This window comes from Methylobacterium sp. B1 (genome assembly GCF_000333255.1).
Lineage (GTDB): Bacteria > Pseudomonadota > Alphaproteobacteria > Rhizobiales > Beijerinckiaceae > Methylobacterium > Methylobacterium fujisawaense.
On the sequence record NZ_BACT01000285.1, the window covers coordinates 1 to 12,468 of the forward strand.

A 12,468-nucleotide genomic window follows, 5' to 3' on the forward strand; every position below is an offset into this window, starting at 1 on the left:
AGCCCGGAGGGGACGACGCCCTTCTGAATGCCGGTCTGCTGCTGACTGGATCCGTTATACGCCTGATCCGACCAAGCGTTCGCCCCCGCGGCTACGCCGAAGGGCAGGTAATTGTTTGTAGGCATGGGAATCCCGGGCGAGCGCATGCGGCCCGTCCGGCGCGGGGCCGGCGGGGCGGGGGCGAAGCTGCGAAAGGCTGAGGTGCTAAGCGGCGCTGAGGCCGGCGACGTAGGCCGGCGTACCGTCCGCGGCGCCTATATCGGCACCGGAGACGAACGCGTTGTTCATGTCAGCGCCGAACAACGGCGCACCGTCGACAGTGGTAACCAAGACTTGGACGTCAGCGCCGGCCGGTTTCGGTGGAACGACCCCGGCCGTTAGAATGGCAAGGTCCGTGACGGACGGTATCTTGCCGGCAAACCCGATCAGCCACTGCATCGGGAACGATTTGATTGGTGTCCCAAGGTCGCCGCCCGGATACGCGACACCAATGTCGGCGCCCTTGATGGCATCATCGGCTGAGAAAAACTGCGGCGGTGCAACACCGCCATTCTTGTCGTCGATAAAGACAAGCGTGGCTGGATTGTCGAAGTACGTCGTCAGAATGGTCCGCAACGTCGTCACGGTGCCATCCCATTGATTGGCGAGCACCCCGGCGTAGAGCAGCTTTCGATAGTACGGGTCCGGGAGGTAAGACGTACTATAGCCAGAGCTATATGGCTGTGGAGCATAGCCCTCGTCGGCGCCGAGCCCGGCGATGTCGGCCGAGAAATAAATACCGGGCAGCGCGATCGGCACGCCCCGGCTTAACCCGATCCATTCGCCCGTCTTGTCAAGCTGGTCGCCAACGGCGGCATCGAGATCGAACAACCCGGGCAGGCTCGCGACGACGACTTGCGCGTCGCAATAGGGGGCAACCTGCGTCGACACCGTCGCGACAAACCGAGCCTTCGTGCTCTGCCACGGGGTGATTAGCCCCGTGTAGTCTGCAAGTCCCCTGGTCGTCATGCGATGTAGGCGATCGTGACGTTGGCCGGCACACAAAACGCCGCTTCGTTGAACGCGATGCCAATATCTCTGTCGGCCGGCATGTTGCCATCCCGGGAGATCGTCAGTGAATTCGGAACGATCTCGAATGTCGTTCCGGTCGGTTGGTCGGACAGGTCTGCCGGGACATAAGCGCGTGAAAGCAGAACGGAGTTGCCGATCCCGAGCCCGGTGGTCCAATCGGATAGCGACTGCCGGATCTGAGTTTCGACCGATTGGGTATAGCCGGCGAAAGGCCGAACCTGCAGGCTATAAGTAATCGGGACCGGTGCGGGGCGGCTGAAATTGACGTTCCGAGTGATCCCGATGTCGTCGGTAACTGGAATGACCGTCGAGCCATAGGTACCAGCCGTGCCCTTTTTGAGGGCGATCACACCGGCAATGGTATTGGCGTCACCGCCATCAGCGACGATAGCCACGCTGTGACCCGGCAGCCCATTCGCGTCCGGCTGGTTCGTGCTGTTCTCGTAAGCCCGGAGTCGGGCCACCCCTGAGATGGCGGACAGTGCGCCAACCAAACCGCCGAGGACGGTCTGCGCGGGCAGTGCGACAGACAGGGATTGCCGCTGGCGCAACTGACTATCTGTCTCCACGGGCGCGCCCACGGCGGCGGCGACCGGATTGGTCACTGACTGCCAGCCTCGCTGCACGGTCGCGATGGCCCCCTTGCCCGCGGCCGTGTCAACGGCACCGGCCGCCAAGGCCACGGAGCCGATTGTCATGCAGGTCCCCGTGACAGTGATTTGCCCGGTCGCAGGAATCACGAAGCTCGGGAGTGACCACTGGTAGCCAACGGGATCCGTGACGATGCCACCCGAGACCGCGACGAAAGATTGCCCGACACACAGGAAGTCGCAGGTCGAGAAGGTCGCGCGCTTGCGACGGATACCGTTAATCTTGACCACAGATGAAAGGCCGGCACCCTGTGCGGTGGCGGGCGAGTACGCGTTGTAAGTCGCCAACGTCTCGCCGTTCGCGTCGTGCAGGGCATTGGCGAGAAGAGTCATGAACTGCCCGTCTTGGCAATCAGCACCAAGATAGATATCGGTGCCGTAGATCGCCCGGTATGTGGCCTGTACGTAGGTCAGACAGTCAGCGAAGGTTGGCCGGATGCAGCCGGCTACCGTGATTTGGCAGACAGGTGTGGTGCCCATTCAGCGTCCGTGTTCGACCTTGACGGTGATGTTGGCTGCGTTCGCGGACGGCCCGGTGAGATAGGCGCGCGCGTAGACGGTCTGGATCGTGGCCGAGACCGCGAGGGCCCGCGTCTGGCGGTCGAGGACGCTGTCGTAAGCCTCGATCTCGACCACGCCGGGCGTGTCGAGGATCCGGGCCTGAAGGGCGGGATCACGAAGCCCCTCGGTGCGCCGGCCAAGCACTTCCTGCTCGTAGGGCGTGCCTTCTAGGGCGTCCAAGTACCACTGGCCCTGCCAGAGGTTCAGGCGACTGGTGACGATCTGCCCGACCGCGTCGGGGCTGTCGCGGAGGATCGTGGCCTGATCGCCGCCGAAGAGCGCATCACCAGCCGCGTCCACAGCACGGACGCGCATCGCTCAGTCGTCTCGCTCGGGCGTCGCCGGCTCGAACAGCACGCACCCGAAGTCCATCGAGACCATCAAAAACGGCTGGTCGTCATCGGAGACGAGGTACGGCTGCCGGATCTCCCGGGCATACTCGCCCTTGGTGATGATCTTGCAGTCGCCGCGATCCAGCTCGGGATGCGGCGCGAAATGTTCGCAATCGAAGCAGCGGGCCATGTCAATCTTCCAGGGAAGTCATCCCGGCGACGTCGATCGCGTCGTGGACGACGTGGCTGATCTGCGCGGCAGCGGATGCGGCGATGGTGGCCGCAGCGCCGGGCTGGACGAGGGAATTCAGGACGCCCTGGAAACCGGTGGCGACGCCGTCCTGGCGATTGCCGCTGGCGTCGAAGACAGGCGGGACGACCAGCGCTCCGGCGACCGAGGAGACGCTGGCGACGAGCGGGTGAACTTGCGCCCCGTAGGCCAGGGCCGCGGCCGAGCCGGCAACGATGCCGCCGATCGTGGCCGTCTGACCCTGGACCCAGTTCGTCGCGGCGACGGGATCCATGCCGCCCGAGACAACCTGCGAGACCACGGTCGGGAGCGTCACACCGATCGAATTCAGGAGCCCCCCGGCGGTCAGCGGGCCCGTGACGACATCCATGCCGGCGCCGGGGGGAAGCGCCGAGCCGGCCATTTCGACCGTGCTGGCGTGGCCGAGCATCGAGAAGAACCCGGACGCACCGTTGGTCAGCCCGGCGAGGTTGTCGCCCGACGCCTGCAGCACGCCAAGCGCGTTCCCGAGCCCGGAACTGCCAGTCAAGGCTGAGATCAGCCCAGACGCATTCGAGACATTCTGTAGTTGGTTGGCGAGGCCGCCGAGTTGGCCCTGGATACCCTGGGTCAGGGCAGCCATCGGATTCTGCATGACCGACGACAGGTTGCCGTCGCTGAGGACCTTCGACATCAGCCCCTGGAGCCCCGAGCCGCCGTCGAGGCGCTTGGTGATCGACAGCTTCTCGGCGAAGACCGTGCCGACTTTCATCAGCGGCACACCGCCAATCAGCTGGAGCGCCTGGGGCAGTACGATCCCGCCGGACATCAGCAGTTCAGGAGGATCTTGCCGGCGACGTTCTGGATCGTCATCGCATCGACGACGTGCCGCGCGCCGCCCTTCTCAGACTGGACGGCCAGGCCGTTCACCTGATGCGCAGCATCCTCGCGGACGCTCGTCACGGCGGTGTGCGACACGTCGTGGACGGTCTGCTTGTCGTCGGTTCGGGTCTGAGAGGAGTTCTTCGAGACGCCCTTGAGCTTGCGCGGATCCGAGCGCACGCCCGGGATGAGGAAGGCGTCGGCCGGGGCGTGCTGGCGGGTGTCACCGGGGGACTGGACGCCGCCCTGCTGATGCCAGCCGTCGATTCCGAGAGCCGCCTGGACGGTCAGGCCCTCGTCGCCTTTCTTCAGGGCATGCGTGGTGGTGATGCCGCCGCCGCCCATGAAGTGCACCGGGATATCCGGGAGGACCGGCAGCGTGACCAATTCGGTCGTGCCGTCGATCTTACGGATCACCGCCTTCGCGGTCGGCTGAAGCTTCGCGGTGTGCCCGTCCTCACTGTCCTCGGTCAGGGTAACCGGGCCGCCCTTGGGCAGGCGGGCCATGACCGAGTCGGCCACGGTTTCGAGCAGCTCCGTGACGTCGTCGAAGCGCTCGCGAATGTCGATCGCGCGGTCGGCCATCGCTGCCCCTATTGTGGTGTCGTCGGCGCTGTCGCGCTCGGTGTCGTGGTGGGCGCAGAGCCGCTCGTTCCCGAGCCGGTCCCGGCAGCGGTCTGATCTGGCATCGCGATCAGGCGCGTCTTCAGCGCGGGGGTCGGCAGCGAACCGTTCTTGATGCCGACGAATTTCGTGTAGAACTCGTTGCCGCGCGTATCGCCTTCGTGCTCGACGACGTAAATCTTGTAGATCCCGTCCGTCGCGATCTCGGGGAGAAGGTTGTTCTGGCCCTGGGTCTGATAACCGACTTGCTGCTGAGCTTGCTGAATGCTCTTCTGATCGATCTGGACCAGCCCTCCAACCTTGATCTGCGGGTTGCACAAGCAGACGCCCTCGATGCCCTGGATCGTTTGAACCGGCAGTCCGACCAAGCCGGACTTACCGTTCAGGACGATGGTGCCGCCGGGCAGCGCCTTGTCGTTGCTCAGGATCTGGATCTTGCCGTTCTGGATCGACCACGAGGTGGCGGTCGCCGCGCAGATCTGCCGCAAGAGATCCTTGGCGTTGCCAAACGCCGCGAACCCGCGGGGAAACTTGATCTTCGAGAGCGCGTCCGTGTCGATGTAGCCCTGGCCGACGCCGAGCTGCTTCAGGGCGTCGATCGCGACCTGGGCGCGGTCCATGTGCGTGTGGCCGGCATTCAGCGTCTTGTTGACGACGGCGAAGTTCCGGGCGTCGCCGCTGTCCGTGGCCAGGATGTCGAGGATCTTATCGGTGACGTCCTCGCGCAGGTTGCGTGACTGCTGAATCTGCCCCTGAAAGATCGTCTGCAGATTGGAGCCGTACCCGACCGAGATGGTCACCTGCTTGCCCTTGAAGAACGCCGGCTGGGTCGTCGCGTCCTTCAAGTTTGTGATGAGCGCGTTCGCGTTGTTCGGGGTCGACACATCCTTCTGTCGGACGCCGAACCGAATGCGCAGGCCCTGACCGCCGTTGTTCTCGCCGTCGTAGTCGAACGTCGGCCCGTCCGCGATCTGAACGCGGACGTTGCGAAGATACTGCTGCCCCATCGGTGTCAGGCCGCCACGAAATACAGGTGCGCGGTGACCCCGAGGCTGTCGAAGGTCGGGACCTCGCCAGCACCGCGATCGGTGGTGACGATCAAGGCGCCGCCGAAGCCGAGGTATTTGTACTGCGCGAGCAGATCGACACCGCTGACCAGGGGGATGCCGGCGACGAGCGGCGTCTGATCCGCGTCGCCGATGTCGAGGATCCAGCAGCCGGCCTGCGCGATGTCGTAGGTGAGCCGCATGTAGTAGAGCGCACCCGCCAGGGTGATCGTGAATCGGCACGCCAGCGATGGCGTGAGCGGGATCTCGGTGATCGTGCTCACGGGCCACCACCGAACATATTGTACTGGTCAGGACCCGCGCCCTGAAGGCCACCGATCGTCGGTGCGTCCGGGATCGACATGGTCACGGGCGCGGGCGGGCTGATCCCAGACAAGTTCGCGGGGATGCCCTCGGGAAGCTCGGGGACGCCGCCAGTGATGGGGGCGGTCGGCTGGATGACGCCGCCGGTAAAGCCCGGATCGATCGGGGTGGTCCCGGCACCGGCGCCAAGGCCGGACGGGTTCAGCCCCGTGTCAGGGGTTCCGACTGAGCCCGGGGAGAACGAACCGGCGAACGCCTGCGATCCGACGCCCTGCGCCTCAACGTTACCGTTGTTCTGCACGGCCCCGGTGGAGGCGGGGTTGGCTTGGTCGGACGGCGAGGACCCGGCGGCGGCCGTATTCGTGCCCGTTCCACCTTGCCCGGCAGTCGTTGTCTGCACGGAGACGAGAATGACCTCCTGCAAAGCCACGGAGACCAAGAGGATGTTCTCGGAATGCGGATCCGTGATGACCTGAAGGCCGCGGACAAGCATATTCTGATACCGGCGCTTGCCGGTGTAGACGTTGAATGGCTTCCGGGCGAGCTGGAGCGCCAGTAGCGCTTGATACTGTTGCTGGACGTAGCCGACGCGCCCGGCGGACGAGTTCGAGAAGCCACACTTGATCTCAAGCTCGGCGGGACGTTTGTAGGCGTGATCCGTGATCACCCCACCACCCTCGACCGGGTGCTGGGTGATGATCACCTCGTCGCGATGTCCCTCCTCAACCGTGACATCCGCGTAGATCTGGCCGATCGCGCGGGCGCTGGGCTGGATCAGCGCGTAGGGGAGTTCGCCGAGAAGGGCCATGCGAGGAATCCCGGCGATGGGTTAGGCTGCGGCGCTCAGGGAGAGGCCGCATGGACATCAAGCTCGACACGACACCCGGACGGGTGCAGCTCATGCTGCCGACCGATAAGGGAGACGCGACGCTGGACTTCGCGTCAGCCGGGGCGGCTCGGCTCGGGTTCGTGCTGCTGCATCACGTGGCGGAGGCGGAGGCTAAATTCGACCCGGCCACCACGCTCGGACCCGACGAGCGGCGCGCGACACCACATCCCGTGCAGATCTCAGAGACAGCCGTCGCGCCGGACGGGTCCATCGTTCTGAAGTGCGAGACGCCGGAGGGGCTGACATTCCATCTCGCGATAGCGGCAGAATCCGCACGGTCACTCGCCGAGGTGCTGGCGACGGCGCCGCTTCCTCCAAGACCAGGGTCCCGCCAATGACGGCGGTGCAGCGGACGGAGATCGTCGTCATCGTCGGCTCCGCAGGGCTACGTAGTTTGCCCACGCGCATGACGAATCAAGTCGGCTCGACGTGCGTTAGGGCGTAGAGCGAGAATCCTCGTCTCACGAAGAGTTCACGAGGTTCCAAGATGCGTCGTCTGTTGTTTGCTCTCGCCCTGGCCATTCCGTTGCCTGTTCTCGCGCAGGGTGGACCGACCGCGTCCGCGGCCGAAATTGGAATCCCGAACCACGACATCATCGGTTACTGCAGCAAGGTCATCGTTCGTCACGATATGGGCGATGCCATCACTCACAACGGTGCCGACCCGCGCGCTCGCGCTGCCTGCATCAAGAGCGAGCAGGCCAACCTCGAACTGATCACTGTGCTGTGGCCCAACGCGACGGGATGGGCGCGCCGCGAGAGCGTGCGGTACGCGCAGCAGTATGCGGAGACCAGTTCGTACTACACGTCGCTGTCGAGCTACCTCGACTCGTTCATGCGAGGCGCCGAGATCGCGCAGGATGTCGAGGCGGCGTCGCACTGAGCCGGCCGGCGGCCTTAGGCGACCGCCGACTGGGCGTTGGCGAGGGCGAGGCCATGAACGCGCGTCAGGGAGCTTTCGATGGTCCGGGCCGCGTCCTTGGGGTCTTTGGCCCCGTGGATCGTGGTGGTGTTGTTGATCGTCTGGTGAACGGCACGATTGTCGTTCGAGGACGAGTTCGTCACCGAATTGGCGCCCAGCGGTGCCGCGGGTCTCGTGGCCTCCGCGGGATTGACCCCGTTCGCATCGACGCCGGGGTTGCCCCCCATCTTCGGCTTGGGGACGCCGATCTGTGACGTCCGCGCGCCGTCCTCGCCCTTCGCGGGCGGTGTCGCCGTGATCGAGGCCGAGCCATCCGGGCCGACCGTCAGGTAGGCTGCGCCGTTCTTCTCGATGAATTGGAGAACGTGCGCCCGGAACTTCTCGTACCGCTCTTTCGCAATCGCGATGCATCCCGCCGAAAGCTTGTCGGCGTTCGAGGCGGCATGGAACTCGATCCCGTCGCGCATCCGCCCGAGGGTCTTGTCCCAGATTTGGTTGTTGTTGATGCCGAGCGCGTTGTTCTGTCGGCCCCACGGCCCGATCGTTCCCGGGGTGATCGGATACGTCCCAATGGGGATCGAATTCTTGCCGGTCCCATTCCCGGACCCATAGTCGTAGCTCTCGCCGTCCAGCTTGATTGAACCGGAGAGGTACGGTGCGCTCTCGCCACCGTTACGGACACCCGCTGCGATCGACGCGCGACCGGGAATCCAGCCTTCCTTCGCCTGCTGGGCGTCCAGGAGCTTGCTGCGCTGCTCCGGGGTCAATGAAGCGAGCGGGGTGTCGACACCGACACCCGCCGCCTTCGCCAACTGCCCGGCGTAACCGGCCGGATCATTCCCATCACTGGCTGGGGCCCAGCGCGCGATGGCTTCCTTGATGGTCTTGTTCTTGTAGCCCTCGCTCTCGAACAAGAGGCTTTCCTGAGCCTTCCGGCCCGCCTCGTACGAAGGGAAGCGTGCGAACCCACCCGCATCGGCACCGGTCGCGCCCATACGCTGCGCGAGGGGGCCGTACTTGATGTTGCCGGGGTTGTTGTTGCGCCAGGAGCGCGAACCATCACCGGCCCGCGGCGCGTCCTGGCCGCCCATCGACTTGGGCAAGATCTTCTGCAGGAGCGTGCGGTTGTCCGGCGGGACCGCATTGCCGGTGTTCGCCCCGCCGGGACCGCCCGGCGCTGCCGATCCGCCCGAGATCGCGTTCAACGCGGCGACCGTCCGATCGCCGTCGCCCAAGACGGTCTTCGTGGTGCTGATGAGGCCCCAGAACCGCAGGACCTTTTCGAGCGCCACCACGATGCGCTCGACTGTCGCCGCGAAGGTCTTGGCCCGGCCGACGAACGCGTCCCACTTCTTGATGAACTTGTCGCCGTCCTCGTCCGCAATCGAACCGATGAATTTGGCGATGCCCTCCGCGACCGCGACGATCGCGTTCGAGATGTCCGTCAGAATGCGATCGAGTTCGCCGGGATGGGACTCGACCCAGGCCTGAAACCGATCGATCACCCGCTGGATCGCGGGGGCGAGCGACGCCATCATCTTCTCGGTGAGGATGCCGATCGTCGCCTGGAGGCGCGTCAGCGCCCGCTGGAACGCGGTCGAGCCGGCCGCAGCCTGTTCCGAGTTCAGGCCAAAGCGCTTGGCCAACTCGTCGTACTCGGCCCGATACCGCTTAATCGCATCGGCCTGCCGAATGTAGAGGTTGAAGCTCTCCTCAGAGATGCCGAGCATCTCGGCATGCTGAACGCCGATCTCGTAGGGCTCCTTTCGGAGCGCTTCGAGCGTGGCCAGATACTTGTCGACGCCCTGAAGCTTGCTGTCGACGCCGAGATCTTTGACGAACTGCCGCAGACCTGGGTTGTTACGCAGGGCCGTGGTGAAGCTGTCGACGGAGGCGGTCGCCTGCTGGGCAGAGCCACCGGTCTGACTGAACGCGTAGCTCAGCGCCTTCAGGCTCTGAACCGACGTGCCGCTGCGCTGCGCCTGAAAGTACAGGTTGTCGAACGAGCCGGCCACCTTGGCCACAGCGTAGCCGATGGCAGTGGCCGCCGCGGTCGCGGCGAGGGCCATCTTCTCCAGGCCGGAGACGAACTCCCGGTTGCGCTCCTTGCGCTTCTGAGCCGCCTCTAGCTCGGTCTTCTCGGTATCCTTGGCGCGGGCCAGGGCCTCGCGGGCGAGCTTGAGATTGGTCTCGCGCGTGAGCTTGGCGACGTCCTCTCCGGACTTCGCGGCGGCCCACTTCGCGTCCTCGATCCGCTTCTCGGCCTCTTTGACCGCCCGCTCGTAGTCGGCGACCGACTTCTTGGCGGCGGTCTGTGAGGCGGCATCGACCTTGAAGCCGAGCGCCACCATGAAAGAGGCGAGAACGTCGTCGGCCATGCGGTCAGCTCGTCGGGTTCAGCCGGGCGCGATTCTCGGCCTCGACACGCATCGCGTCGTTACACTCGGCGATGTCCTCGATATGGATGAGGCCGAGCTTGAGATCTGTGAGGCTGTAATAGCCGAGCGGGATGGGGCCCATGTAGAAGTCCTCCCCATCCGGCATCGAGACTAGCTCTACAGAGGGGGGAGAGCCCCGCCGCTGAATAGAGACGGGGCGTCGCGAAAAAGCGGCATATAGTTGTCGTAGAGGACCTGCGTCGCAATCGCGAGCTGCAGGCCGGCGTCGGTGTCGATGTCCTGGAACATCAGCCGCGATCCGGTGCTGGACATGATCGGCGCCCAGCCCCCGCTCTCCTTGCGCTGTACGACGGCGAGGGCCGCATCCAGGATGTAGTCCAGCGCGTCGTCGTCGAGCGCACCCAGGCCTTCGATAACTTGACCGGCAATCGCGGGGTTGAGCCCGGACGCCAAGCTCGCGAAGAGCGGCTGGATGATCGGGGCCGCCCGGCGCAGGACGTGAACCTGCGTCCGGCCCGGCATCTTGCTGGATCGGTAACCGATCCCCTTGAGCTCGAACTCAGCCACGGTTCACCTCAGAGCGCCAGCGAGCCATCGCCGAGCTTGTTGTCGATCGAGATGAAGTTCATCGGCCATTCCATCGTGCCGCCGTCCTTGGCGTTCACGTTGTCGGGCAACTTCACGAAGGCGCCGGCCGAGCACTGGTGATCGTCACCCCAGATGGGATTCGACAGCACCAGGGTGTTCTGGCCGGTATAGGCGCTGGAGGTCTGCTGGTAGTTGTAGAGGTCCTGCAGCATCCGGTTGAGCGGGCTGTTCTTCAGGAGCCGGATGGTGACGCGGCCGGACTTGGCGGCGTGGAGGCTGTGCATGCCATAGCCGTCCGCGCCGGTGACCATTGAGGTCTTGTCATCGGTCATCGCGATGGTGATGCCCTCGTCGGCGAGACCGCCCTCGGAGATCGTGAACGAGCCACCGGGACCGGTCAGAGAGCAAACAACGTCCGCAAAGCTGTAGGTAATGGGCGCAGCCGCCATGGGGTTACCTCTAGATAAGATGGGATGGGGCGGCGCCCGAACCGTTACCGGTCGAGCAGAACCGAAATCGAGATGATGTGGACGGCACCGGCCAGCTTGCAGCAGACCTGGAACGGCACGGACTTGCGCGCGGCGCGATCGGCCTGAGACTGCGTCGAGACCGGCGGCGCGAAGATGTAGAAGCCGCTCGTCAGGACGTCGTAGGTCCGGAGCGAGCCGATGTTCGGGCCGAGCCAGACGCCCGGGGCGAGGAAGCCGTTACCGACCGCGACGGTGCAGGCCGCGGCGATGACCGACTTGATCAGCGACATCCCGGCGTCGGTCTGGGGGACCTTGGTCGCCGTCGTGTAGAGCAAGTTGTAGCAGTCCGTCTGGATGCGGTTCTGAAGCCAATCGGCACCGATCCGCTCGTCGATGTAGTCCCCGTTGGCCATTTGGCCGGGGAATATGATGTTCGTTCCGTTCTGGACCGCGACGAAGACGTTGGTGTTCTTCGCGTTGATCTGGCCGAACTGGCTCTCGGTGAGAACCTCTGCCGAGACGCCCGGTTCTTGCTTGTAGGCGGCGGTGATCGTGGTGTTAGAACCCTCGAAATCGACGGTCGCAAACCGGCCGAACAGCGACTCGGCCGCGTAGGGGTCGTTTCGGGAGAACTGGGTGTAGGTGCGGCTGTAGTTGCCGACCATCAGCTGCGACGCGAGGTCCGCAGACGTGGTGCTGTCCAGGACGTTGGCGTTCTGGAGCGTCGCGCCGTAGATCCGGCTCTGGCTGGTGCTCAGGCCCTCGACGAGGGCGGCCACCGCGAGGTGATCGGCATCGGCCGGCGGGGTCACCGAGGCGACCTGCAGCGAGTACCAAGCGCCGGACATATCGGCGAGGGTGGCGACCGCCGAGACGAGGCTCTCGGCCGGAGCACCCGTGACCGGCGCGGAGGCGTCCAGGCTAGTCAGGTGCAGGAGCGGACCGAGATCGGTGCCGCTCGGGGCGGTGGTCGCGTAGCCGACAGACGAGCCGGTGCCGGTGGTCGGCGAAGACACGTCGAAGCGGTTGTACACGCCGTCATACTTGACGTTGGTGCCGGGCACGACGGCCGCGAGGGCCGCCTGGACCAGGGTCGCGACGCCGTTCAGGTTCAAGGCGCCGGACAGGTTGATCCCGGTGATGTTGCGCGGCGTCCCGTCGATCGCGATGCTGAGCGATCCGGCCGTGACACCGGTGAAGTTCGACAGCAGCCGCTGCGCCGGGGACAGGGACGCGCCGCGGATATGCCCCTTCGTGGCCGTCTGGGCCCATCGGCCCACGTAGACCTGCGCCGGCTGGGGCGACTGGCTGAAGTAATCCTTCGCCGCGAGGTACTCGGGCGCGGTCGTGCCGAAGTCCTGGGTGATCCCGGAGAGGGTCATGTAAAGACGCAGGCGTTCCGCTGTGTCGATCACGCCCGTGGTCGAGCCGAGGATCAGCCCGGTCCCGAAGGACCGATACTGAGCAGCCTTCGGCTCAAT

Annotated in this window: 16 protein-coding genes; 2 read left to right on the forward strand and 14 right to left on the reverse strand. The window is 65.1% G+C overall.

Translation table 11 applies throughout. The annotated features are described in order from the left end of the window. Nucleotides 1-204: 204 nt before the first annotated feature. Genes I53_RS30365 through I53_RS30375 form a run of 9 tightly spaced genes read right to left on the reverse strand, consistent with a single transcriptional unit; the run spans nucleotide 205 to nucleotide 6,527 of the window. Nucleotides 205-1,008 carry a DUF2612 domain-containing protein gene (locus I53_RS30365; RefSeq protein WP_051044725.1) on the reverse strand — a complete coding sequence of 268 codons (804 nt, stop codon included), beginning with the start codon at nucleotides 1,006-1,008 and terminating at the stop codon, nucleotides 205-207. After that, a complete protein-coding gene (locus I53_RS08310) occupies nucleotides 1,005-2,201 on the reverse strand; it encodes a baseplate J/gp47 family protein (RefSeq protein ID WP_043349043.1) in 1,197 nt (398 codons plus the stop codon). Before I53_RS08310 ends, I53_RS30365 begins: the two co-directional genes overlap by 4 nt. Next, nucleotides 2,202-2,597, reverse strand: a complete 396-nt coding sequence (locus I53_RS08315; RefSeq protein WP_187294324.1) for a hypothetical protein — start codon at nucleotides 2,595-2,597, stop codon at nucleotides 2,202-2,204. A gap of 3 nt (nucleotides 2,598-2,600) precedes the next feature. Further along, nucleotides 2,601-2,804, reverse strand: a complete 204-nt coding sequence (locus tag I53_RS08320; RefSeq protein WP_043349046.1) for a hypothetical protein — start codon at nucleotides 2,802-2,804, stop codon at nucleotides 2,601-2,603. A 1-nt stretch (nucleotide 2,805) separates the two neighbouring features. Then, nucleotides 2,806-3,672, reverse strand: coding sequence for a hypothetical protein (locus tag I53_RS08325; protein ID WP_043349049.1), 867 nt, complete (start codon nucleotides 3,670-3,672; stop codon nucleotides 2,806-2,808). Further along, nucleotides 3,672-4,310, reverse strand: coding sequence for a Gp138 family membrane-puncturing spike protein (locus I53_RS30370; RefSeq protein WP_051044726.1), 639 nt, complete (start codon nucleotides 4,308-4,310; stop codon nucleotides 3,672-3,674). The genes I53_RS08325 and I53_RS30370 overlap by 1 nt, the downstream gene beginning before the upstream one ends. Before the next feature lie 8 nt (nucleotides 4,311-4,318). Then, complete coding sequence (locus tag I53_RS08335; protein WP_051044727.1) at nucleotides 4,319-5,356, reverse strand: hypothetical protein; 1,038 nt, start codon at nucleotides 5,354-5,356, stop codon at nucleotides 4,319-4,321. 5 nt (nucleotides 5,357-5,361) lie between these two features. Next, nucleotides 5,362-5,679, reverse strand: a complete 318-nt coding sequence (locus tag I53_RS08340; protein WP_043349052.1) for a hypothetical protein — start codon at nucleotides 5,677-5,679, stop codon at nucleotides 5,362-5,364. Next, nucleotides 5,676-6,527, reverse strand: coding sequence for a phage baseplate protein (locus I53_RS30375; protein ID WP_051044728.1), 852 nt, complete (start codon nucleotides 6,525-6,527; stop codon nucleotides 5,676-5,678). Before I53_RS30375 ends, I53_RS08340 begins: the two co-directional genes overlap by 4 nt. Before the next feature lie 50 nt (nucleotides 6,528-6,577). Here I53_RS30375 and I53_RS08350 point away from each other — a divergent pair, with 50 nt between their 5' ends. Beyond that, the gene (locus I53_RS08350; RefSeq protein WP_043349055.1) at nucleotides 6,578-6,946 is read left to right on the forward strand and encodes a hypothetical protein; all 369 of its coding nucleotides are present in this window, start codon (nucleotides 6,578-6,580) and stop codon (nucleotides 6,944-6,946) included. A gap of 149 nt (nucleotides 6,947-7,095) precedes the next feature. Beyond that, nucleotides 7,096-7,491, forward strand: coding sequence for a hypothetical protein (locus I53_RS08355; protein ID WP_043349058.1), 396 nt, complete (start codon nucleotides 7,096-7,098; stop codon nucleotides 7,489-7,491). 14 nt (nucleotides 7,492-7,505) lie between these two features. Here the strand turns inward: I53_RS08355 and I53_RS08360 are convergent, their stop codons facing one another. The 5 genes from I53_RS08360 to I53_RS08375 all read right to left on the reverse strand — a co-directional run. Next, nucleotides 7,506-9,881: a hypothetical protein gene (locus tag I53_RS08360; RefSeq protein ID WP_148291097.1), complete on the reverse strand. Its 2,376-nt coding sequence runs from the start codon at nucleotides 9,879-9,881 to the stop codon at nucleotides 7,506-7,508. Between the two features lie 31 nt (nucleotides 9,882-9,912). Next, a complete protein-coding gene (locus tag I53_RS33795) occupies nucleotides 9,913-10,074 on the reverse strand; it encodes a hypothetical protein (RefSeq protein WP_187294325.1) in 162 nt (53 codons plus the stop codon). A gap of 11 nt (nucleotides 10,075-10,085) precedes the next feature. Further along, a complete protein-coding gene (locus tag I53_RS08365; protein WP_043349062.1) occupies nucleotides 10,086-10,496 on the reverse strand; it encodes a phage tail assembly chaperone in 411 nt (136 codons plus the stop codon). 8 nt (nucleotides 10,497-10,504) lie between these two features. Next, a complete protein-coding gene (locus I53_RS08370; protein ID WP_043349064.1) occupies nucleotides 10,505-10,966 on the reverse strand; it encodes a phage protein in 462 nt (153 codons plus the stop codon). Between the two features lie 44 nt (nucleotides 10,967-11,010). Further along, a partial coding sequence (locus I53_RS08375; RefSeq protein WP_043349066.1) for a DUF3383 domain-containing protein occupies nucleotides 11,011-12,468 on the reverse strand: 1,458 nt, incomplete at its 5' end.